At 38.7% G+C, this 22,738-nt stretch carries 22 protein-coding genes and 1 pseudogene; 19 read left to right on the top strand and 4 right to left on the bottom strand.

What is annotated here, in order from left to right; all coding sequences use genetic code 11:
- The first annotated feature begins 252 nt into the window (after positions 1-252).
- From CLV38_RS12180 to pepF, 7 genes are all read left to right on the top strand, one after another.
- Entirely contained in the window at positions 253-984 is a 732-nt protein-coding gene (locus tag CLV38_RS12180; protein ID WP_106196020.1) for a LytR/AlgR family response regulator transcription factor, read from the top strand.
- Positions 977-1,699 (top strand): sensor histidine kinase, encoded by a 723-nt coding sequence (locus tag CLV38_RS12185; protein WP_170068899.1) that lies wholly within the window; start codon positions 977-979, stop codon positions 1,697-1,699. The genes CLV38_RS12180 and CLV38_RS12185 overlap by 8 nt, the downstream gene beginning before the upstream one ends.
- A 75-nt stretch (positions 1,700-1,774) precedes the next feature.
- Complete coding sequence (locus CLV38_RS12190; RefSeq protein ID WP_170068900.1) at positions 1,775-3,595, top strand: ABC transporter ATP-binding protein; 1,821 nt, start codon at positions 1,775-1,777, stop codon at positions 3,593-3,595.
- Positions 3,595-5,421: an ABC transporter ATP-binding protein gene (locus tag CLV38_RS12195; protein WP_106196028.1), complete on the top strand. Its 1,827-nt coding sequence runs from the start codon at positions 3,595-3,597 to the stop codon at positions 5,419-5,421. Before CLV38_RS12190 ends, CLV38_RS12195 begins: the two co-directional genes overlap by 1 nt.
- 264 nt (positions 5,422-5,685) lie before the next feature.
- The gene (locus tag CLV38_RS12200; protein ID WP_106196030.1) at positions 5,686-6,111 is read left to right on the top strand and encodes a MarR family winged helix-turn-helix transcriptional regulator; all 426 of its coding nucleotides are present in this window, start codon (positions 5,686-5,688) and stop codon (positions 6,109-6,111) included.
- Positions 6,108-6,731, top strand: coding sequence for a nitroreductase family protein (locus CLV38_RS12205; protein WP_106196032.1), 624 nt, complete (start codon positions 6,108-6,110; stop codon positions 6,729-6,731). Before CLV38_RS12200 ends, CLV38_RS12205 begins: the two co-directional genes overlap by 4 nt.
- 190 nt (positions 6,732-6,921) lie before the next feature.
- Complete coding sequence (pepF, locus tag CLV38_RS12210) at positions 6,922-8,733, top strand: oligoendopeptidase F (protein WP_245920592.1); 1,812 nt, start codon at positions 6,922-6,924, stop codon at positions 8,731-8,733.
- A 50-nt stretch (positions 8,734-8,783) separates the two neighbouring features.
- Here pepF and CLV38_RS12215 read toward each other — a convergent pair whose 3' ends face one another.
- On the bottom strand, positions 8,784-9,584 hold the full coding sequence (locus tag CLV38_RS12215) for a helix-turn-helix domain-containing protein (RefSeq protein ID WP_170068901.1): 801 nt from the start codon (positions 9,582-9,584) through the stop codon (positions 8,784-8,786).
- A 109-nt stretch (positions 9,585-9,693) separates the two neighbouring features.
- Here CLV38_RS12215 and CLV38_RS12220 point away from each other — a divergent pair, with 109 nt between their 5' ends.
- Entirely contained in the window at positions 9,694-11,046 is a 1,353-nt protein-coding gene (locus CLV38_RS12220; protein WP_170068902.1) for an MATE family efflux transporter, read from the top strand.
- 108 nt (positions 11,047-11,154) lie between these two features.
- Positions 11,155-11,449: pseudogene (locus tag CLV38_RS14250) on the top strand (putative quinol monooxygenase).
- A 116-nt stretch (positions 11,450-11,565) separates the two neighbouring features.
- Here the strand turns inward: CLV38_RS14250 and CLV38_RS12230 are convergent.
- Positions 11,566-11,907, bottom strand: a complete 342-nt coding sequence (locus CLV38_RS12230; protein ID WP_106196043.1) for a winged helix-turn-helix transcriptional regulator — start codon at positions 11,905-11,907, stop codon at positions 11,566-11,568.
- Positions 11,908-12,145: 238 nt separating this feature from the next.
- On the opposite strand from CLV38_RS12230, the gene CLV38_RS12235 reads away from it, so the two are divergent.
- From CLV38_RS12235 to CLV38_RS12245, 3 genes are all read left to right on the top strand, one after another.
- Positions 12,146-13,255 carry an S-(hydroxymethyl)glutathione dehydrogenase/class III alcohol dehydrogenase gene (locus CLV38_RS12235; RefSeq protein ID WP_106196045.1) on the top strand — a complete coding sequence of 370 codons (1,110 nt, stop codon included), beginning with the start codon at positions 12,146-12,148 and terminating at the stop codon, positions 13,253-13,255.
- Positions 13,256-13,286: 31 nt separating this feature from the next.
- Entirely contained in the window at positions 13,287-14,129 is an 843-nt protein-coding gene (gene fghA, locus CLV38_RS12240) for an S-formylglutathione hydrolase (RefSeq protein WP_106196048.1), read from the top strand.
- Positions 14,130-14,277: 148 nt separating this feature from the next.
- A complete protein-coding gene (locus tag CLV38_RS12245; RefSeq protein ID WP_170068903.1) occupies positions 14,278-14,484 on the top strand; it encodes a glycine zipper domain-containing protein in 207 nt (68 codons plus the stop codon).
- 76 nt (positions 14,485-14,560) lie between these two features.
- On the opposite strand, the gene CLV38_RS12250 is transcribed toward CLV38_RS12245, so the two are convergent.
- A complete protein-coding gene (locus tag CLV38_RS12250; RefSeq protein ID WP_106196051.1) occupies positions 14,561-14,776 on the bottom strand; it encodes a hypothetical protein in 216 nt (71 codons plus the stop codon).
- Between the two features lie 129 nt (positions 14,777-14,905).
- Here CLV38_RS12250 and CLV38_RS12255 point away from each other — a divergent pair, with 129 nt between their 5' ends.
- Positions 14,906-15,391 carry a hypothetical protein gene (locus CLV38_RS12255; RefSeq protein WP_106196054.1) on the top strand — a complete coding sequence of 162 codons (486 nt, stop codon included), beginning with the start codon at positions 14,906-14,908 and terminating at the stop codon, positions 15,389-15,391.
- Between the two features lie 49 nt (positions 15,392-15,440).
- Here CLV38_RS12255 and CLV38_RS12260 read toward each other — a convergent pair whose 3' ends face one another.
- The gene (locus CLV38_RS12260) at positions 15,441-15,983 is read right to left on the bottom strand and encodes a GNAT family N-acetyltransferase (RefSeq protein ID WP_106196056.1); all 543 of its coding nucleotides are present in this window, start codon (positions 15,981-15,983) and stop codon (positions 15,441-15,443) included.
- 278 nt (positions 15,984-16,261) lie between these two features.
- On the opposite strand from CLV38_RS12260, the gene add reads away from it, so the two are divergent.
- From add to CLV38_RS12285, 6 genes are all read left to right on the top strand, one after another.
- Positions 16,262-17,269, top strand: a complete 1,008-nt coding sequence (gene add / locus CLV38_RS12265) for an adenosine deaminase (protein WP_106196059.1) — start codon at positions 16,262-16,264, stop codon at positions 17,267-17,269.
- A 706-nt stretch (positions 17,270-17,975) separates the two neighbouring features.
- Positions 17,976-18,647: a response regulator transcription factor gene (locus CLV38_RS12270; RefSeq protein ID WP_281260063.1), complete on the top strand. Its 672-nt coding sequence runs from the start codon at positions 17,976-17,978 to the stop codon at positions 18,645-18,647.
- On the top strand, positions 18,634-19,650 hold the full coding sequence (locus CLV38_RS12275; RefSeq protein ID WP_106196062.1) for a sensor histidine kinase: 1,017 nt from the start codon (positions 18,634-18,636) through the stop codon (positions 19,648-19,650). Before CLV38_RS12270 ends, CLV38_RS12275 begins: the two co-directional genes overlap by 14 nt.
- Positions 19,651-19,773: 123 nt before the next feature.
- A complete protein-coding gene (locus tag CLV38_RS12280) occupies positions 19,774-20,544 on the top strand; it encodes an ABC transporter ATP-binding protein (protein WP_106196065.1) in 771 nt (256 codons plus the stop codon).
- Entirely contained in the window at positions 20,534-20,686 is a 153-nt protein-coding gene (locus tag CLV38_RS13780; protein ID WP_170068904.1) for a hypothetical protein, read from the top strand. Before CLV38_RS12280 ends, CLV38_RS13780 begins: the two co-directional genes overlap by 11 nt.
- Before the next feature lie 9 nt (positions 20,687-20,695).
- On the top strand, positions 20,696-22,546 hold the full coding sequence (locus CLV38_RS12285) for an FtsX-like permease family protein (RefSeq protein WP_106196067.1): 1,851 nt from the start codon (positions 20,696-20,698) through the stop codon (positions 22,544-22,546).
- Positions 22,547-22,738: the final 192 nt, after the last annotated feature.

A 22,738-nucleotide genomic window follows, 5' to 3' on the forward strand; every position in this document is an offset into this window, starting at 1 on the left:
TGATGATGAATGTGTTCCACTACCAATTAAACAAGTGATTATTAACCTAGAAAAATTTGTTAACTAAGTGGCTAACTTAAACTTGAAATTTACGAATATTTCTGGATAAGATAACTTAATATAAAAAGTATAACATAACAGAAAATATGATAGACTACTATTTTTCAAACTAAATGAGCAAATTTCAAGGCATACAGTATGGTAAAATAAAAAGAAGATACCAAGCGGATGAACTAGATTGGAGGGACCAAAGTGATCAAACCAATTCAGATAGCAATAGTCGATGATGAAGCTATTCAAGTCGATACGATGACCTCACTGATTCATCAGGCAGCTGAAAAGATAAACCAAACTGTGCAAATGACTACTTTTTCCAGTGGGGAAGCATTTTTGTTTGAAGTGGAAGACCATCCGGAGCTGGATATCGTTTTTCTGGACATCGAGATGAAACAGGTAGACGGCCTTGAAGTAGCGAAGAAAATCAGAGAATTAGGTCTGGAGATGACCGTCGTGTTTGCGACAGCTTTCGCGGAATATGCAGTTCAGGGATATGAAGTCCAGGCTATGGACTATCTCCTGAAGCCTATCGAAGGAGATAAAATTGCGAGGGTTCTTCAGCGTCATCTGGACAAGTTGCCCTTAACAAAGGAGACGATTACTTTAGACACTACTGAAGGTATCTTGAAAACAGCAATGGATGACATAGTATATGTTGAAGTGAATAAACGAGAATGCGATATTCATTTAGTTCATCAGACAGTAACCGTTAATCAGACGTTAAGAGAGCTCTCTGAGAAGCTGAATAACGATTTCGTTCAAACACATAGAAGTTATTTGGTAAATGTTAAACATATCAATCGCCTGCTGAAAGCAGATGCTGAGTTATCGAGTGGAGATAGTATTCCAGTATCCAGACGACTGGCCAAAGACATTCAATCGAAATTTGTGGAATATAATAAACGGGCGGTGTTCTATAATGACTAACTGGATCTGGCTAGCAGCAATATTCTGTTTGTGTTTTATCTTTACGATTATAGTGTTTAAACAAAACAAAACAATCAATTTCTATAAGATACAGGAACAGGAACTGGACCAGTATGCAGTAGAAGTTGAAACGATTTACAGCCAGATGAGAGGAATCAGGCATGATTACCGTAATCATCTGCAGGTAATGAATACCTTGATGGGAGATCGGCGTTTTGAAGAGCTTGATGCATACATAAAACAATTGAGTAATGAACTTAACCAGGTGGATACTATTATACAAACAGGCAATACCATGATCGATGCGATAGTGAATACAAAGTTGACGTCTGCTAAAAACAAAGGGATAGAATTATATGCTACAGCCATTGCACCAAAAGAGCTGACAGTCCAGCACGTAGATTTGGCGGTAATATTGGGGAATCTCTTAAACAATGCAATCGAAGCCACCTCAAGGGAAGCTAAGTCAGGGGAAGAACAGTTTATTCGTTTATATGTAGCACCGATGAAAGGAACATTGTATATTAGTGTAACCAACACAATGGCTGAGAATCCAAAACCCTCGTTCTTATCTTTGAAAAGAGTAAACAAAAGAGGCTACGGTCTGTCACGTATCGATCAGGCGGTAGATAAATATCAGGGGATAGTAAACCGTAAATGGGAAGACGGAATCTTTGCGACAGAAGTCACTTTGCCACTAAAAAACCACTCGTAACAAAAATACGACCATTCATACACTTCTGATAATGAAGTGTATTTTTTTAGGTAAGCTAACGATGAGGTGATGGAAATGAAAGAAAAAGGAAAACAGATAAACATTTTACTAAAGGAATTATATGAGTTTAAACCAACTGTTTTTATAGTCATTATTTTAGCAACAGTCACTAGTGTAGCTTTGCCCTTGTTGCAATTGTTACTATCGGCTTTTGTTATTCAATGGTTGTTAGACGGAATAGCTATTCAGGATTATTTAATAAGGTTGCTCGGATTTGTCATCTTGATTGGCATTGCTCAAATGGCAAACTATTACTTTATGCTTTATCAGGAAGAAAATATGAACCATTTTAGAGACTTTATGAGAAATAAAATCCAGAAGAGATATTTAAAACTGGATTATCCGTTGATTATGGGGAAAGAGGCGCAGGAAAAATACAACAACGCCAGTGAACTGACAGATAACAATATGACACTCTTTGGTCGTTTGGTTACAGAAATAATTGAGCTTTGTAGTTCTTTCTTAGGTGTAATCTTATACATCAACATCCTAAGTCAGCTGGAATCTCTTTTTCTTGTTGTAGTGGGGATATTCCTACTTATTGTCGTATTTTTCAATGTTTTGCAAGTAAAGATGGACAAAAATTTATTTCAAGCGAAAGCAGCAAATTCTCAAAAGCTACGCTATTTAAAAAAAGTTTATGGCGAATCGCGTATTACAAAAGATGTAAGAATTTTTCAAATGAAAGACTGGTTCAAAAAAGTAGAAGACAAAACGATTGAATCTTATCATGATATTTTGAAACCAAAAGTTAAGCTGACATGGACAGAAAGTATAATAGTCAATATTGGGATAATTGGCATTTCTGCTTTATCTTATATTAGAAGTGTCCAATTGATAGCCGCTGGAGCGATTCCGGTATCCAGTTTCGTCGTTTTCGCTGGCTCCGTTACAATTTTAGCTCAAACGATTATTACCTTTGTCACTTCTGTAGGTAAATTGAATACCAGTTTAAATGAGACGAAGAAGTATGATGAGTTCATGTCTCAAAAACAGCTATTTAACCACGATGAAGGGCATATTTTACCTGAAGAACCCTTATCTATTGAATTAAGAAATGTGTCATACACTTATCCGAATAACGATCAGCCGACCTTAGAAAATATTTCATTAACGATTAAGGCATATGAAAATTTAGCTATTGTTGGTGAAAATGGAGCTGGAAAATCGACACTGACCAACTTAATAGCTGGTTTACTTAAACCGGACAGCGGAGAGATTTACATTAATGGCGTAGCTCAGAGTGATTTTAACATTTCAGACTACTATTCTTTGTTTGCACCAGTTTTTCAGGAAAAGTTTTTACTGACATACTCTATTAAAGAGACCATTATCCAAGGATTACCCTTTGATGAAGTAAAATATCAACATATTCTTAAACTTACTGGGATGAATGAATTTATATCAACATTTGAATCGAAAGATGAAACCAAAATCGTTCGAGCCGTTTACCCGGATGGAGTTAATTTGTCTGGTGGGCAGTTACAAAAGTTAAAACTAGCCCAAGCTTTATATAAAGATGCCCCTGTTCTATTGCTTGATGAGCCGACAGCTGCCCTGGATCCCATAGCAGAACATCAAATATATCAAGATTACTTCCAATTTTCTAAAGATAAACTATCCATTTTTATATCTCATCGTTTATCATCGACACGGTTTTGTGATCGACTTATCTATATTAAAAATGGAAAAATATCTGAAGTGGGGACGCATGAAGAGTTGATAGCTGACCAAAAAGATTATTTCAAACTTTATGAAGCCCAGGCGTATTACTATAGACATGACAAAGAGGAAATAGTGAAAGACGAACCAGTTATGACAGGAGGGATCATTTAATGGATAAGTTAACAGTGTATAAAAGAGCGTTTAAGGATTTGTTTATATTGGGTAAAAAATTCTATATCTTATTTTTTACCCAATCCCTAGCACGTTTTAGCTTACCTTTTATTGGTTTCATATACATGACATTGATCGTGGACGCTTTGACAAGAAATAATATGAGTGATATTCCAAACCTAGTCGTCCAGTATCTAAGTATTCTTCTAATCTTGCAGTTAATAGCTGGCTGGTTAGAGCCCTTAGTGAACAACGAAGATTCATTGCTTTTAAGAAAACTATTTGCTGAGCCCAATAAAAAGATGCTAACCATGCATTATCATTATGCAGAAAGTTCAGAAGTGAGAGAAAAACTGGAAATTATCAACAGAAACATGATGAGTACTCAGTCCTCACTTCATATAATTAATGTAAGAATAAAAGAAATGACACGGGGAGTGGTTAGTATTGTTTGGGGCATTATATTGTTATCCCCCCTGTTTTCAATTAATACGAATCTGCTTCCGGATGGGTTTTGGTGGCTGCATCCGGCGCTTATAATTAGTCTCTTTCTTTTTCTAATAGGAATAAGTGTATGGATTCAAATAAATTCGTCTAAAAAATCTGGAGAAAGTTTATTGACATTTTTTGCAGAATTAAAGGAATCTAATGCTATCTTTTTCTACGAAAATGGTATACTTCAAGACTTTAAGTCTGGCAAGGAAATGCGACTATATAATTTGACAGAAAAAATGATTAAAAATTTAGAAGATGATTCAGTGCATACTAGAAAGCTGCTGGCTAAAAACTATAAGTACTTCAGAGCATTGACATTACCCACTACCGGTTTATTTCAAGTGATGACTTACTTCACTTATGCGTATATTGGAATACTAGTTTTACTTGGCGCTCTCCCAATTGCACTAATTATTCAACTATCAAGTGCGCTCAGTCAGATGGTATCAGCTTTACCAGATGTAATACAGCATGGCATGATGATGATTTCGTCTCCAGATGAATTAGAAGAATATTATGAGTTCATGGATTTACCTGACGAAGAGGTAGTCGGAAGTTTACCTGTAGAGAAAAGACTGGACAATGAATATACGTTTGATATTAAAGATCTTTCCTTTGCATATCCAGGTTCTGAAGAACTGGTGTTGAAAAACATTACTGAAACCTTCGAAGTAGGCAAGAAGTATGCGATTGTCGGAGAAAATGGTTCTGGAAAAACAACCTTCATCAAACTGCTGACTCGATTGTATGAACCTACAGAGGGTAGAATCAAGATGAATAAAATCGATTCTAAGAAATATGACTTACGAGAATACTTCAATTTATTTGGTGTCGTCTTCCAGGATTATCATTTAGTTGGGTTTTCACTTGGTCAGAATGTTTCAGTCAGTCCGACCTATGATAATGATAGAGTAATGACAACATTAGACAAAGTAGGACTAGGTGGATTTGTCAGAAATCTTCCGAATCAATTAGATACATTCTTAGGAACGGAATTCGATGATTCGGGTGTCAATATTTCCGGTGGTCAAGAACAGAAACTGGCTATAGCTCGTTCATTATACAAAGATGCCCCTATAATGATATTGGATGAACCGACTGCAGCTTTGGACCCACTAACGGAATTTGAGATCTATCAGAACTTTGATAATCTGGTCGAAGACAAAACAGCCTTTTATATCTCCCATAGATTATCCAGTTCAAAATTTTGTGATGAAATACTGGTGTTTGATAAAGGAGAAATTATTCAAAGAGGGAGTCACAGCAATCTTGTTAAAGAAGAAGGGAAGTATCAGGAGCTCTGGTCTGCACAGGCTCAGTATTATCAGTAATTATGTTTAAAATACATTACAACTAATTGTTATAAAAGCACAGTCTAATATAATAATGCCGGAAAGTTTAACCAGTAGTGTCTGATATTTAGGCATCGTTATAACATACACTGTGCTTTTTTATAGGCTACTATCTGTTAATTAAGAAAACACCTGAGAAATAAAACAAAAAACAAAGCAGTCTCCTTTACAAAAAGAGAAAAATCAGGCAGTGTTGACAAGTCAACAATTGATGAGTCAACTATTAGAAGTAGGGGGATGAAAGTGAGTCTTAGAGGTGTGAGTCAATTACTTTATCAGATTAAAGTAGTGAATCAGGAAATGATTGCTAAGTTTGAAAAAGAAACCGGGTTCAGCTTAACAAGATATGAACTGATGATGGTTTTGAATGAGAAAGGCAAATGCTCTCAAACAACTATACAATCTGAACTAATGATCGATCGAGCTGCGGTCACCAGACATTTAAAAATTCTTGAAGATGATGGGTACGTTGTACGTGAAAGAAACAAGGACAACAACAGGGAAGTCTTTGTCGAAATGACTGAGAAAGCGAAAGAGTACTTAGCGAAATGTGGAAAAGATCACGAAAAGTCTCAGTATCCTTTAAACAGTGCCCTCACAGAAATGGAAGAAGAGCAATTGTCCGACTTATTAAGTAAACTAATCAAACCAAAAGAGGGTATAGAATGACTAACGATTTTGCAGAAATAGCACTAAACAGAAAATCTATTCGTGTGTATGATGAATCGGTCAAAATTTCTCACAAAGAGATGCTTGAGATGATTCAGGAATCTACCAAAGCCCCTTCCTCAGTTAACATGCAGCCTTGGCGTTTTGTGGTGGTTGAAAGTGAAGCAGAAAAAGCAAGACTGAAACCGCTGATCCGATTCAACACAAGACAAAACAATACATCATCTGCCATGATTCTGATCTTTGGAGACATGGAATGCTACAGATACGGAGAAGAAATATATGCCCAAGCTGTAGAGGCGGGTAAAATGTCTCCAGAAGTGAGAGATGAACAACTGGCAGCCATCATCCCTTATTATAAAAACTTAAGCAAACAGGAAATGAATGACGTGGTCAAAATCGATTCCAGTTTAGCAGCTATGCAGTTTATGCTGGTAGCGCGCAGCCGCGGGTATGATACCAATCCGATCGGTGGATTCGAAGCAGACCAGTTAGCTGAAACATTCGGACTGGACAAAGATCGCTATGTCCCTGTCATGATTTTATCAGTGGGTAAAGCTGTAGAAACAGGCTACCAATCCGTTCGATTAGACGCAGAACAGTTGACTACATTCAAATAAATAACAACCTAATATAAAAACAAATGCCTTTCTCTGAAGCTTTTTATCTTTTCAGGGAGAGGCATTTAATTATTCAATTTAAAGGGTAAGCCAATTACACTCTATAGGATCGCATGAGTCGTGGTATAATACGGTCAAATGGTCTGGACCTTTAAAGAAGTTTAAGGTCAAACAGGCTAATTACGAGAGGATGAAGACAGTGGAAGATCAGCTACAGCATCGATCATCTGTAAAAGAAGAACTGAAATGGGATTTATCTGCTATTTTTAATACGGAGAACGAATACAGTCAGGCATTAACAGACCTTTTGAAAGATGTTGAGGGATTTGTAAATCAGTATGACGGCAAGCTGAATCGTTCAAGCAAGGTTATAGAGGCTATTAAAGACTATGAAAAAATCAGTGCGGTGGCGTCGCATATATCTCAATACAAATTCCTGCCTGTAACGGTGGACATCACCGACAGTCAAGCGCAGGAAGAGTCCCGGTATGTCTCGAACGTTTTGGCAGGCGTCAACGCCAAACTCAGTTTTTTCCATTCCCAGATGGAGGATTTAGATGAATCTGTTTTAGACAAAGTCAGTGAAGAGGCTCCGGAATTTAAACCCTTTATACGACTAGTTAAAACAGCCAAGAAAAACAGATTGCACCCCAAAGCTGAAGAGACATTAGCTATGCTGAACCCCGTTCTTGATTCATTTTCAGACATTTTTGAACAGGCAAGGTTGGCAGATGCAGATTTTGGCAGTTTTGAAGTGAACGGAACGGTTTATCCGTTAAGTTTTGTGCTCTACGAAGAAACGTATATGTATCATGAGGATAAGGCCGTTCGACGAGCTGCTTATGACCAATTTAACAAAGTACTGGGTCAATATAAGAACAGTATTGCAACCGCCTATTACAATCAGGTTCAAAAAGAAAAAACACTGGCGACTATGCGAGGGTTTGACTCAGTCTTTGACTATTTGCTTGCGGATCAGGAAGTGAGTCAGGAACTGTATAATCGCCAGATCGATACGATTATGTCAGACTTTGCACCGGTCATGCGCAAATATATTACACATTTAAAAGGGGTAAATGGTCTGGACAAAATGACCTATGCTGATTTGAAAATCGACTTGGATCCTGAATATACTGCGTCAGTGAGCATAGAAGAGTTCAAGGGGATGCTGGATGATGCATTAAGTGTTTTAGGAACAGACTACGTCAACTTAATCAATCGAGCATTTCCGGAAAGATGGATCGACTTTGCCCAGAATAAAGGAAAAGAATCAGGCGCCTTCTGTTCGCCTACTTACGGAAAACAGCCATTTATATTGGTGAACTGGTCCGGGCAGCTTGCGGATGCTTATACACTGTTCCACGAACTAGGGCATGCGGGTCAAGGGCTATTATCAAATGAAAAGAATACACTGACCGGTTCGGATCCCTCTTTATACTTGATTGAGGCACCGTCAACATTCAATGAACTGTTACTGACGGATCATTTGAGAAACAAGGCAGAAGATCCGCGAATGGAACGTAATGTTATCTCTTTAATGATTTCTCAAACTTACTTTCATAATTTCGTTACACACTTACTTGAAGCAGCTTATCAAAGAGAAGTGTACAGACTTATTGATGCAGGCAAGAGTTTTGATGCAGCAAAATTAGGTGAATTGAAACGACGTGTGCTGGAAGACTTCTGGGGCGATTCCGTCGAACTTGAAGAAGGTGCAGAATTGACTTGGATGAGACAGAGCCACTATTATATGGGACTGTATCCTTACACATACTCTGCTGGACTAACTATTGCCACTCAAGCCTTCTTAAATATAAGAACTGGTGAGATGGATGCGACTGGATGGGTAGATTTTCTTGCTATGGGCGGACAAAAAGTTCCTGTCGATGCAGCTAAGGCCGCCGGTGTTGATATAACGACTGACAAACCGCTTCAGGATACGATTCAATACCTTGACGAATCAGTGGACCGCATGATTGAACTGACACAGCTAATTAAGTGAAAAGGTAATGATGAGCATTAGGCAAAAAAACACTAGATATTTCTGAATAGTTATTTTTCATTTATATCTAGTGACTGTTTAATTCTAATTTGCACCGTTAAATGAATGGATTGTTTTGAAAGAAGTAAGGTGTTGATGTCCTCAATGGTTATGGCTTCGCCTATCGGGGTGTATCCTGCTTTAATGCATTGCTCAATGATATGGGCATGAGCTTTTTTTAATTTTGTATAGTTCCCTATTTCAGTGTTACAAGTGTAGTAATAACCTTCTTCCAAAGTATACGTATTTAATTGCTCTAATCCTGCATTTTTATCTTGAGAAAATAGACAAAGCTTTTGAGTATCTCCGATCAACACAGTCAGAAACTGCTGCTCATGGTATCGATAGTCAATTGAATACTTGCTTACAAAATCGTAAACGTCTTTTTCTTGCCTGTCTACAGTCATGTCCTCATCAATAACATAAAGTATGCGTTCAGAACAATGGATGACTTCTGAAGAAGAAGATAAATTATGGACCAGGTGTTTCTTTAAATTGTTTAAAGTATCAATTTGACTTGTTAACTTTTTAATTTCCAGCTTTATCTTATCAGTTGTATTGTCCAGTATGTCAATTAAATTATAATCTGCTTTCCGATCCATAAATTCTTTGATTTCTGGAATCGAGACGCCGGTATTCCTTAAAGTAGTAATGAATTCAAGACTATCGATTTCAGTGTAAGAATAAAGGCGATACCCATTTATATCTTTGTGGTGTGGTTTCAGAAGGCCTTTCTTCTCGTAAAAACGAATCTGAGAGGTAGTTAATTGCAATAAATTGGCTACTTCTCCAATAGTTAATAATTTTCTCAAAAGAATCACCTATCCTCTTCTTGACATTAAACCTAGTTCAATGTTTAGTATAGTACTTATATGCTTACACAGCAAAAGGTATTTTAAAATGAATGGACAGGTGAAAGAAGTGTTAACGAAACAAAAAGTAGATTTAGGAAAAAGTAGTATTAGTAAATTATTCTGGTATTATACAATCCCCTCTGTATTTATGCTGGTCGTACAAACGGCAGCATATTTTGTAGACTCAGTGTTTGTAGGAAGATTCATCGGTGCAGAAGGATTATCTGCAATCACTTTGGTCATGCCTGTTATCATCTTTCTTGGAGGGATTGCCATGATGATCGGTATTGGTGGCATCACTCTGGCAGGAATCGAAAAAGGGGCAGGAAACAAAGAGAACAGTAATAACATCTATAACGTGACGATGGCATTGACGCTCATTTCGGGAGTTGTGGGAGCCATTATTTTATTTTTGGCTGCACCACTATTAATGAGTTTGTTGTCACTAACCAGTGAAACAGGTGCGTTTGCAATTGAGTATGCCAGGTATACAAGCTTTTTCGTGCCTTTCTTTTTAATGAACTTTGTAGTTGGCTTCTTTCTGAAGTTAGATGGGAAACCATTGTTAGTCACAGGGGTCATGTTTTTTGGAGCGCTATTGAACGTTGGGTTAGACTACATGTTCATAGTGTATTACGAGTTAGGAATGAGAGGGGCTGCAATGGCCACAGGCTTATCTCAAGTAGCTCCTTTCCTCATCTGTCTGGGTGTTCTGATTTGGACCTCTGACTGGTCGTTTAGAAAACCCGTTTTCCGCTTAAGAGATATTCAGAGAATTTTTTACAATGGATTTTCTGAATTTTTAACGAGTATTACAATGGCAATAATAGGTGTTGTATTTAATGTCGTTATTCTTAGAAGAATAGGCGCTATGGGAATCGCTGCTTTCGCAGTTGTGATGCAGTTAATGGAATTTGCGAGAGCACTGGGTTATGGAATAGGAGAAGGCAATCAAAGCATCTGGAGTTATAATTTTGGCGCCTATCAGTATGACCGAGTTCATTTAGTTAGAAAATGGGCGATTTACGTCAGCGTTATGATCGGCGCATTGTTGGCAGGAGCCGCATTTTTATTCGGGGAAGAAATTTCTCGACTATTTGTTACCGAAGTGGCAGTCAATGCCTTATCGGTAGAAGTTATTAATTACGCCGCTGTCTCTCTTGTTTTCGTTGGATTCAATATAGTGCTGCCGACGTACTATACAGCTATAAATGATCCGTATCGGTCTATTTTACTGACAGTATATAGATCGTTTGTGGGCCCTATAGTCGGTCTCCTGATTCTACCACTGATATTTGGAGATGAAGGAATCTGGCTTACGTTTGTCTATATGGAAGTGACTGCTTTTATTTTCGGGCTATTGCTATTAAGGAAATACCCATTAGGGGATAAAAATCAGAAATGGAAAGTGCCGGAATAGTTGGCTATCAGCTGGATAGAGTAGAAGGCATATTAGCTATAACAAACTAAAAAGGGTATAGTTAATCTGTAGAGATAGTCATTCTTGATACATTAGTGATAAGAGAGGATGACACACAGGAAAATAATCAATGCCACATTTTTTATAAAAGAAGAAAAGCGAGAAGCGTTTTTACAGATATAAAAGACCTGATTGGATCCACAAGACTGGAAAAGGATGCATAGAGTATCATTTGTATGAATCCATGGAAGCACCTAATAGATTTGTTATGGTAGAAACTTGGGAAAATCAGGAAGCGATCGATCATCATAACAAGAATCCTCAGTTACTAAAACTGGGTCAGAATTTACCTGAATACAGTGAAAAAGAGCTTGTTCTAACTATTGCGGATGTAATAGAATAGGCTGGATCAATTTAGCCTTGTAGGTTCAGACAATTTAAATAGTTAAATAAATGGAGTAAAAGAGCCTTAACAGCTAAGATTTCACTATGACTGTTAAGGCTCTTTATTTATAGTATCTAAGAATCGGACCCCAGGACGTCATGATAACTGTCTCCCCAGGTACAAATGGCAGTGACCACCGGTTCTAAACTATAGCCAATCTCAGTCAGTTTATAATCGACTTTGGGCGGGACAACCGGATAAACTGTTCGTTCGATAATAAGGTCCTCTTCCAGTTCTCTCAACTGTCTAATCAGCATACGCTGATTGATATCAGGAAAGAGTTTCTGCAATTCATTTAATCTTAACGGAAAATTCTGGAGTAATGCCCAGACGAGGGCAATCTTCCACCGTCCACCTATAACAGACAGCGCCAAATCTTTAGTAGTGTGAAATTCTTTATCTTTATGACTAATCATTAGTTTCAATCCCTTCTCAAAGATTGAGTATACCTCATGGTGACAAATATGTCAGTATTAACATTTTAGTTGTTATCCCATACAATGACATTAGAGGAAAACTGTGAACAATAGATGAGTCTTTTTTTAAAAGGGAGCATGTAACATCACAGTAGACCATCAGAACAGTATTCTCCAGTTGTTCGTTGTATAATGGAAATACTGAGAAAAAATAGTCTATTAGAAGGTAGGAATAAAGATGAAAAGTAAAGCAGCAGTAGCATTTGGACCAAATGAACCATTAAAAATTGTAGAGATTGATGTGGATGAACCTAAAAAAAATGAGGTTCGCGTTAAGATAATCAATACATCCGTTTGTCATACAGACGCCTTTACCTTATCTGGGGAAGACCCGGAAGGTGTTTTTCCAGCTGTATTGGGCCATGAAGGTGGCGGAATTGTTGAATCTGTCGGAGAAGGCGTGACCTCTTTCAAACCTGGCGATCATGTTATCCCACTATACACAGCAGAATGCGGAAAATGTAAATTTTGTCTGTCTGGTAAAACAAATCTGTGCAGTTCAGTGCGTGAGACGCAGGGAAAAGGCGTTATGACAGATGGAACCACTCGTTTTTCATACAACGGAGAGCCGATTTATCACTACATGGGAACCAGCACATTCAGCGAATACACAGTAGTGAATGATGTTAACCTGGTGAAAGTAGATGAAGAGGCACCACTAGATAAAGTATGCCTGCTAGGATGCGGCGTGACAACCGGTATGGGTGCTGTTAAAAATACGGCTAAAGTTGAGGAAGGTGCAGTCGTTGCGGTATTCGGACTTGGTGCAATTGGTCTGGCTGCTATTCAAGGACTGGTCAAAGCGAAAGCGGAACGCATTATTGCGATCGATATCAACCCAGACAAATGGCCATTAGCTGAAAAAATGGGTGCAACCGAGTTTGTGAACCCTAAAGAACATGATCGTCCGATTCAGGAAGTCATTGTCGAGATGACAGATGGTGGAGTGGATTACAGTTTTGAATGTATCGGAAACGTTGACGTTATGCGTTCTGCACTAGAATGCTGTCACAAAGGCTGGGGCGAAAGTATAATCCTTGGCGTAGCAGGTGCAGGAAAAGAAATCAGCACACGCCCATTCCAACTGGTGACTGGTCGTGTATGGCGCGGCTCTGCATTTGGTGGAGTAAAAGGGAAAACAGAACTACCTGGAATGGTATTGAACTATATGGATGGTGAAATCGATTTGGATTCGTTCATTACACATAACCTTAAATTTGAAGAGATAAACGACGCATTTGATTTGCTGCATAAAGGCGAGTCTATCCGTACCGTTTTATCTTACTAAACTGAATCAGACTCATTGAGGAGGAAACAGCGTGTCAGCATTAGAACGTCTAGAAGAACACCGCAGTTTTGATGGGGTGCAGTATAAGTATCGTCATTACTCTAAAGTAGTAGATTGTCCGATGACATTCAGCTTGTTTTTACCGGATAAAGAAAAATTCCCAGAGCCGCCTTTGTTATGGTGGCTGTCAGGTCTAACATGTACGGATGACAATTTCACTCATAAAGCGGGAGCACAGAAAGCAGCATCCCGCCTGGGCATCGCAATGATTATGCCGGATACCAGTCCAAGAGGCGAAGACATTGCTGATTCAGAAGACTATGATCTTGGTCAGGGAGCTGGGTTTTACGTTAATGCTACCGAAGAGCCATGGGCTTCTCATTATAGAATGTACGACTACATTCTTGAAGAATTGACTGAACTCGTTCGCAGCGAATTTGATCTGACTGGTCCTGAATTTATTTCAGGTCACTCAATGGGCGGTCACGGTGCACTGGTTTTAGGACTAAAAAATCCCAATCGGTTTAAATCAATCACAGCCTTTGCACCGATCGTCAATCCAAGTCAGGTGCCATGGGGAGTCAAAGCTTTCACAAACTATTTAGGTGAGCATAAAGAGGCGTGGGCTCAGTGGGATGCACTGGAACTGCTGAAGCAGCACTCTGGAAAACAGCTCCCGATCCTGATCGATCAGGGAGATGCGGATCCGTTCTTCAACAAGGAACTGAAACCGAAACTATTTATGGAAGCCGCAGAAGAAATGGATTATCCTGTGACTCTTCGTATGCAGGAGGGACACGACCACAGCTACTATACGATTTCAACATTTATTGAAGAACACTTGACATTTCATATGAGTTTCTTATCAAAATAAACTAAAATTCAAAAATACTCTACCTGAAAGTGGACTATCTGCTTAAATGCAGATCCAGTTTAAGGTAGAGTTTTTTTAATGAACCTTCCTTTATATTTTGAACTGAAGGACATTTTTGATAGCCTATAGTTAAAGGATGTGCACACACATGAATGAAGAAAAAAAGAAGCCTGCTGTAGAGCCTAATGAGAATAAAGAAGAGAAGACTGAAGGCAGTATAGGAGCTGGAATTGGGATCGGCATTGCGCTTGGATCAGCATTTGGATTACTCATTGACAATTTGGCACTGGGGATTGGGATTGGTATTGCAATAGGAGTCGCTATTGGAACAGCTCTACCCTCAGGGAAAAAATGAGGACTGATATCAGATAGCCAAAAAAGCTTGTCTCTTCAATGAAGAACAAGCTTTTTTAGCTATAATGAAAATGTAGTTATGTATCTTTATCGTTTTTGGTCTGACTCATCAGTATGTCTTCTTGAATTAAATAAATGCGCCAAACGGTGACGGCTATGAACAGCAACAGAATAATAGGAGCCCAGTAGTGAACAATCTGCAGAAAATAGAAAAAATAATCAAGCAAAGCAGCGAACACATGACGGGAACTTTGTTCAACTGGCATGCTTTCAGCAATAGTTAAAAGTCTCATGTTTTATCCCTCCTGAGGAAATAATAGCACAGGTGCAGCACATAGTATACAACTATATAATATTAGTTTTTATTAAATGAATAAGATGTGTTAGGATAAATGGATAGATTGGAATAGGAGATTACACAAATGCTCCCAAAGAAAGGGGATAATATGAAAAATTTCAGCAAGCCATTACTTTATGGGTTTTCAGGTGTCATTATATTAATGAATACAATTTTTTTAAGTCTGGAGCTACATCGCCTTTTTAAAATGAATGCTTACATAGAAAGATTTGGAACGTCATCTTCTATAAGTGAAAGAACTTATCTTGAAATGCAGCAAGTAAACGACATGAGAGAAATGATAGGGTTTGTGACGACGATTATAGGAATAGGTTTAATTTTATTTTTCTCATTCAAATATAAAGGGAGCTCACCCCATCTATTCTACGTTTATTCAGGTATCAATAGTCTTTTTTTAATAGGAATGTTTATCATTTGTTCTTTAGGTTCTTTTCATATTATAGAATTGATAGGGGCACTGAGTTTGCCCATACTGATGAATGGGTTAATGGGTTTGAATGATCTCCGTAATCTTACAAGAGTAAAGAAAAATGAGCACGTTAAGATTTAAAGAGCACTGTATATGGGATGCTGGGTGTCTAATTCACATGCAGTTCTTCCTAGTTATCAGTATACGATTGTCTATCAAGACTGAATAGAACATGATTTATCAAGTGTTTATTGTCTATTCCAGGAAAATCGAAGTTTTTCACATAGGTCAATCCTATTTTTTCCATGACTCTCCTGGAAGGATCATTAATAGCGGCGGTAAAACTAATAATCTTATCAAAATTCAATTGAGTGAAACCAACATTTAAACAAGCCATCGCGCCTTCAGTAGCGTAGCCTTTCCCCCAGCTTTCCTTTTTCAGTCTCCATCCGATTTCAATACACGGAGTGAAAGAAGACTCAAACGTCGCCCAGTGAAATCCGGTGAACCCAATAAATTCTCCAGTTGATTTCAACTCAACAGCATACAAGCCATATCCAAATTGATCAAATTCGGTCTGTATTTTAGTATATAAATTGAGTGTTTCCTTTTCTGTCAGTGTTTTGGGGAAATAAGCCATCACATCACTATCTTTATTCATTTGACTAAACATGTCGATGTCAGATTCCTTCCAGTCACGAAGCAGTAACCGTTCTGTTTCTATATAAATGATGTGAAGTCTCCTCTTCTAAAAGATTTAACTGAATAGTGCTAAGGAATTCAGCCTATAGTTTGACACTACCTACTTAGCAATACTACTCTAGATAAAAAGAATTATACAGGTTATCTCAACACTTTCACAATAGAGTTGATGAGCAGTAAAATTAGATTAGCTGTCTGCAAGACATTGTCAAAAAGCCTTTTATTACTAGTCAGATTCTGATATGCTTGTCAGTAAAATTATCGTCAGCTTTGTGATATAAAAGAGAGAATTAAATGAGGAGTGATGAGATGAATAGAGAAGACGTACATAAATTACCTAAAGTAGAGCTGCACTGTCATTTGGACGGGTCCGTTCCGATGCCCGTTTTGATGGAGCTGGCTGAAGAAAAAGGCTTGCCAAAGGACATTATGAAAGAAGCAGTTGCTCCGAAAGACTGCGAAGACCTGAGGGATTATTTGTCCTGTTTCGATGTGATTCTTTCAGTCCTGCAAACAGCTGAAAATCTTGAAAAAGCAGCCTATGCAGTAGTCAAAGAAGCCAATAAAGAGAACGTCGTCTATATGGAGTTGCGTTTTGGACCGCTCCTTCACCAGGCGGAAGGATTGAAGTCTAAAGATGTCATTCAAGCAGTTTATAGAGGCGTTAAGAAAGCAACCGATGAGTTTCCAATCACCGTTAACCTGCTGGTATGTGCTCTGCGTCAGTACTCAGAAGAAGAAAACACACAACTATTCAAAGATGTATATGAAATAGGGGAAGCGGTTGTTGCAGGCATTGATATTGCCGGGGACGAAGCCAAATACCCTAATGAGTGTGTGACTGAATCAGTCTCGGAAGCTAATGAACTAGGGATGCAGATTACGCTTCATTCTGGCGAATGTGGCTGTGCCAATAGCGTCTTAACTGCAATGCACCTAGGGGCGAAACGTATCGGCCACGGTGTTGCGGTAAAAGATGACGCTGAAGCCATCCGCAAAGTTAAAGAAAACAACGTGCTTCTAGAAATGTGCCCCACCAGCAACATTCAAACCCGAGCAGTCAGTGGATGGGATGCGTATCCATTAAGACGCTTTATAGATGCAGGCATTCCAGTAAGCATCAACACAGATAACCGGACAGTATCAAACACGACACTGACAGATGAATTCATGTTGTGTATCGAACACTGGCAGCTGACCTATCAGGAAATAAGAGACCTGAATCTTACAGCCATTAGCCATTCCTTTGCACACAATGAGGTTAAACAAAGCATAAGCAGAAAAATTAAGGAACAGTTTGAAGTCTCTATGACATAACGGCTTGCTATTTTAGAGTAAATTAATGAAAGGATCGTTCTCAACTGAGGATGATCCTTTTTTTACAGCTGTAAAGCATGAGGCTTTGCGATTTTTCATCTATCAACCAGTCGAAGAACGTAAAAGGAAGCTATTTTAAAAAAATAGCATAGACCATTCAGATAACAGGATGATTAATATCTTTCTGGACGATTTAATAGTCAACCTAAGCTGTATCCTATTCTGAGTTGGATCTTAAATCGTTTTTAGATTTAAGTCAAATCTAAGTCTATTTTCAGCTGCACTTAGTCAGGCAGATTAGATGCAGCTGAAAATAGAGTCAAAGGTGACTTGAATATAGTGCGGGTGACTACCTTCAGGTCAACATGCCTCAAGATTTGAGTTGCATTTAGTCGGGTCGATTGGGTTCAACTTAATTAAATATGGATATGAGTTGCCTCTAAAATGATAATATAGAGCAGTTTTTAGTGATGTCATCATTTCTATACCCTATTCATTTAATTCGTCCCCATTTTCAGTTCTAACCAGCTTGTTCATTGAGCGTATGTGTAGATAATACAGTAACGTGGTTTAAAATAGTGAACAAGAGACATCATAGTTATCATGCATGTGAGGAATACTCGCTTGTTACAGCATGAGGCTAACAGTATAATGAAAGAACAGTACTCAGACAAGCATGTTATTCTAAGATAAAGAGGCGATCAGTGTGTTTAAAATTATGATAGTAGAAGATGACCAGACAATAGCGACTGCTTTAAAAGAGGAACTGGAAAAATGGCAGTATGAAGCCCATATAGTGACGGAATTTCAGCAGGTATTAGAAAGGTTTGCTGAAGAACAGCCCCAGCTTATTTTGATGGACATCAATTTACCTTCATTTAACGGTTATCACTGGACTCAGGAAATCAGAAAACGATCAGGGGTCCCTATTATTTTCATTTCTTCCCGTACAGATGAGATGGATATGATCATGGCCATCCAGATGGGAGCAGATGACTTCATCCAGAAGCCTTTCAGTCTGACTGTCGTCATTGCAAAAGTACAGGCACTTCTTAGACGGACGTACGATTATGCCGAAAGTGATCATTATTTATCTGCCGAAGATGTCATTTTAAAACCGAATGAATCGACTTTGTCTTACGGTGATGACACAGTCGATTTGACAAAAAACGAAACGCAGATCTTGGACGTTCTTTTCCGTAATAAAGGCAGCTTTGTATCCAGAGATGAAATCATAACGAAGTTGTGGGAAAGTGAATCATTCATAGATGATAATACACTGGCAGTCAATATCTCAAGGCTGAGAAAAAAATTAAAGGAACTGGGTAAAGGAGACATTATCAGAACTAAAAAAGGAGCCGGTTATGGAGTCGGATAACAAGCGTAGTGAGAAATGGATCTTAGTAAAAGGCTTTTTAAAAACGCTCCGCCCTCAGATTGCTTTATTTGTTCTGCATTCTATGATTTTTGGGGTCGTCTATTTCCTGACAAATCAGGAGTCCCGGATTTTTTGGACAGCTTTTCAAATCACCTTTGCGCTGTTCATGCTGTCTATTGCGATCCAGGCTTATTTTTATATGAAGAAAGTCGAGAGAGCCAAAAGGATCGAACAGGAACATGAGAAACAGACTGCCCCGAATGAGTTTATCAGTCAGGTCTATGAGGCAAACTATTTTGCGCTGATTGATCAAATGAGGTCAAAAAAACGGAAAGATATGGAGAAACAATCAGACTTGATGGATTACTTTTCCTTATGGATCCACCAGATCAAGACACCTGTTTCAGCTATGAGTCTGATCCTGCAGAGCCAGAAAGAAAAAACAGCGGCCCATAAAAAACTGGAGCAAGAACTGATTTACTTGAATGACTACATCCATCTGGCATTGAATTACCTGAAACTGGAAGAAACAGGTAAGGAAATCGAAATTGAATCAGTTGATGTAGATAACATCCTCAAAACAGTCGTGAAAAAATACGCCATTTTATTTATCTATAATAAAATCAAACTGGATTTTGAACCAACAGGTCTTGTCGTGCAATCAGACCGGAAATGGATCGAAGTGCTCATAGAGCAGCTACTGTCTAATAGTCTGAAATACACTAAGCAGGGAACAATCAGACTCTATAGCAGAGGGGGGCAGCAGCTGATTATTGAAGACACCGGGAGCGGCATCAGCCCCTCAGATCTCCCGAAAATATTTGAAAAAGGGTACACAGGTCTCAACGGCCGACTGCATGAAAAATCAACGGGCATCGGTCTGTTCATTTCACGTAAAATCACACATCGTCTAAATATTATCTTGAATATTGAGTCTGAATTAAATGTCGGCACAAAAGCGATCATTGATTTTTCAAGTGAAGACGCTGTATTATTCGATTGAACAGATCATCAAAATCAACCTTACAGATTTGTAAGGTTAAGTAGGGTATTGTAAGAATGGATAAATGCTCCAACCTGCGACCTGTCGTATGATAAGAGTAACAAAGGGAAGGAGCAATTAATTATGTCGTTTTTAGAAGTCAAACATATTCGTAAAATATATTCAGGTCGAGCAGGTGCCAAAGAAACCACTGCTTTAAAAGACGTCAATTTCTCAGTCAAAGAAGGCGAATTTGTTTCGGTTATGGGTGAGTCCGGGTCAGGAAAAACCACTTTACTGAACCTGTTATCGACACTCGACAAACCGACTGAAGGGGAAGTCACTTTAGCTGGGACTTCACTGACATCGATCAAAGAAAAAGAACTGTCCAAATTCAGACGCGAACAACTGGGGTTTGTATTTCAGGATTTTAACTTGCTGGATAACTTTTCACTGAAAGACAATATCCTCCTGCCGCTAGTGCTGGACCAAAAACCGATAGCGGAAATGGAAAAAAGATTACAGCCATTAGTCACTCGTTTGGGCATTGAAGAGATCATTAACCAGTACCCTTACGAAGTATCAGGGGGACAGAAGCAAAGAGCTGCCGTCGCACGGGCGCTGATCACTAAACCCAAGCTTATCCTTGCAGATGAGCCAACTGGTGCACTGGATTCAAAGGCATCTGAGACACTGATGACTTTGTTTTCAGAAATCAACAAGCTAAATCAGACGATTCTGATGGTCACGCATAGTGCACGTGCAGCAAGTTACTCTGGCCGTGTCGTTTTTATCCGTGACGGCGAAGTTTATCACGAAATCTACCGTGGAGATCAGACGTCGGATGCTTTTATGGAGAGGATCTCTCAAGCGCTGCTGTTTGCATTTAACAGGGGTGATCAGCATGAAGCATAAAATGACGTTTAAGCTGGCCGTCTCCAATATCAAATCGAATAAACAGATTTATCTGCCATTCGTTGTGGCGTCTGCTATTACGGTAACCATGTTTTTCATGATTGTCTCACTGCTGTCAAATGCCTTTGTAGAGTCCCGCTAGCAATCACTCGTGCCATTATTTAAAGTAGGATCTGGCGTGATTGCTGTCTTTTCTCTTATTTTTATTTTCTACGCCAACAGTTTTCTGATGAAACGCCGTAAAAAAGAAATAGGCTTATATAATATACTGGGTCTGGAGAAACGCCATATTGCCCGGATTATAGGAACAGAAACAATTCTGACATTTCTAGCCAGCCTCCTGACAGGTATCGTGATGGGAATAGTGCTTGGGCAGTTGACGTTTTACGCCATCAACTTCATCTTGATTTTACCCGATGAGTTTATATTTTCTATCTCTTTAGTTCCTATAGGATTAACAGTTGCGTTATTCTCGGTGATATTCCTCGTGACGTATCTGTACAATATCGTGAACATTCAATTTGCAAATCCGATTGAATTGCTAAAGGGTGGAAACGCCGGGGAAAAAGAACCTAAGAGTTCTCCAATCTTATTTTTATTGGGATTGCTTTCTCTTGGAGGCGGGTACGGGATCTCGTTAACAATCGACGATCCTATACAAGCGTTTATGCTCTTTTTTGCAGCGGTCCTGCTGGTTATTATCGGCACGTATCTTTTGTTTAATGCCGGGACTATTATCATCCTGAAATGGCTAAAGAAAAAATCAGCATTCTACTACAAGCCAGGACCATTCATATCGATATCCGGTATGCTTTACCGAATGAAACAGCATGCGACAGGACTGGCAAATATCTGTGTCCTGTCTGTTATGGTTCTTGTCTCAGTATCGACAACAGTTGCCCTTTATTCTGGAGCAGAACAGATGATAGAATTAGGATTTGTAAATGATAATAGTTTGTCTATCATGAACATTGAGGACACACCTGTGGAAGAATTTGAAGCAACGACTGTCAATGATATTTATGAAATGATCAAGCAGCGAACAGCCGCCAGTTCTGTGGAAATGAAAGAGTTCCAGACGTTTAAACTACTGTCGATATATGACAACCAAATCGAAAACGATGAATTCATTTATACTAGATCTGGTCGAGTAAATTACGATGACGAAACGAGTATGGTTGATACACGGTTTGTCTCACTCGGTGATTACAATGATTTAACAGGACAGGAAAGGACTCTGAACCAGGAAGAACTGCTGTACTACGAAAGTATACCTGTACTGTCAGGAGACACTATTAAAATCGAAGGAATCAGCTACTCAGTCAGCCGCTTAGATTCTCCACCTGAAGTCTTAAGTAGTCAGGGAGAAGGTAGGAGCCTTGTAGTGATTGTCTTTCCTGATGAAGAAATACTTTCGAACACAATCAATCAATTTAATGACTATGAAGCTGAGTATGTTGAAGAACTGTACTATGAGGTGTATTGGAACACTACTGGGTCTCGAGAAGAGAAACTGGCTTATGGCAATGAGATGAATGAGTTTTTTGCGGATCCTATTGATGATTCCTTTTCATTTTTCAATAGCAAAGAAGTGTTTAGAGTGAACTATTATGATATAACGGGTGGGTTCTTGTTCCTGGGTGTCTACCTTGGGTTCCTGTTTATAATCGGAACAGTATTAATCACTTATTTCAAACAAATTTCTGAAGGATATGAAGACCGAGTCAGGATACAGGCTATGCAGAAAGTAGGACTGGACAGTGAGATGACCAAGAAAGCGACCCGTTCGCAAGTCATCTGGATGTTTGTACTGCCACTTGCCGTCGCTGTTATGCACACAGCAGTGGCTTACCCGATTCTTTATCAGATGCTGTCTCTCTTCAGTGTTGTCTCACATACCTTATTGGTCACTACATTGCTTACCGTTTCACTGGTATTCAGTCTGATCTACGGTATTGTGTATAAAATAACCTCGAAAATCTATTTAAATATAGTCGAATAAGTAATGAAAAAGCACAGATTCCGATCTGTGCTTTTTTTGTATTGTACAATGATGATTTGGAGAAAAAGGTTATCAATTAGGGGGAACTTTGTTAAACGCTGGATTTTATAATGAAGTTAGCCACTCAGGCTAACATATAAAAAACGCCATGTGAATTTCATGTTATATTGAAGTTACCACTAACTCTCAATA

This window comes from Alkalibacterium olivapovliticus (assembly GCF_003003275.1).
In the GTDB taxonomy this organism is placed as follows: Bacteria; Bacillota; Bacilli; order Lactobacillales; family Carnobacteriaceae_A; genus Alkalibacterium; species Alkalibacterium olivapovliticum.

What these genes read in the sequence shown, in the direction of transcription:
- pepF (WP_245920592.1), top strand. Translation starts at nt 6,922, where the DNA reads ATGAAGACAGTGGAAGATCAGCTACAGCATCGATCATCTGTAAAAGAA.
- CLV38_RS12230 (WP_106196043.1), bottom strand. Translation starts at nt 11,907, where the DNA reads ATGATTAGTCATAAAGATAAAGAATTTCACACTACTAAAGATTTGGCG.
- CLV38_RS12205 (WP_106196032.1), top strand. Translation starts at nt 6,108, where the DNA reads ATGACTAACGATTTTGCAGAAATAGCACTAAACAGAAAATCTATTCGT.
- CLV38_RS12185 (WP_170068899.1), top strand. Translation starts at nt 977, where the DNA reads ATGACTAACTGGATCTGGCTAGCAGCAATATTCTGTTTGTGTTTTATC.
- add (WP_106196059.1), top strand. Translation starts at nt 16,262, where the DNA reads ATGAATAGAGAAGACGTACATAAATTACCTAAAGTAGAGCTGCACTGT.
- CLV38_RS13780 (WP_170068904.1), top strand. Translation starts at nt 20,534, where the DNA reads ATGAAGCATAAAATGACGTTTAAGCTGGCCGTCTCCAATATCAAATCG.
- CLV38_RS12275 (WP_106196062.1), top strand. Translation starts at nt 18,634, where the DNA reads ATGGAGTCGGATAACAAGCGTAGTGAGAAATGGATCTTAGTAAAAGGC.
- CLV38_RS12195 (WP_106196028.1), top strand. Translation starts at nt 3,595, where the DNA reads ATGGATAAGTTAACAGTGTATAAAAGAGCGTTTAAGGATTTGTTTATA.
- CLV38_RS12190 (WP_170068900.1), top strand. Translation starts at nt 1,775, where the DNA reads ATGAAAGAAAAAGGAAAACAGATAAACATTTTACTAAAGGAATTATAT.
- CLV38_RS12250 (WP_106196051.1), bottom strand. Translation starts at nt 14,776, where the DNA reads ATGAGACTTTTAACTATTGCTGAAAGCATGCCAGTTGAACAAAGTTCC.
- CLV38_RS12235 (WP_106196045.1), top strand. Translation starts at nt 12,146, where the DNA reads ATGAAAAGTAAAGCAGCAGTAGCATTTGGACCAAATGAACCATTAAAA.
- CLV38_RS12255 (WP_106196054.1), top strand. Translation starts at nt 14,906, where the DNA reads ATGCTCCCAAAGAAAGGGGATAATATGAAAAATTTCAGCAAGCCATTA.
- CLV38_RS12280 (WP_106196065.1), top strand. Translation starts at nt 19,774, where the DNA reads ATGTCGTTTTTAGAAGTCAAACATATTCGTAAAATATATTCAGGTCGA.
- CLV38_RS12245 (WP_170068903.1), top strand. Translation starts at nt 14,278, where the DNA reads ATGAATGAAGAAAAAAAGAAGCCTGCTGTAGAGCCTAATGAGAATAAA.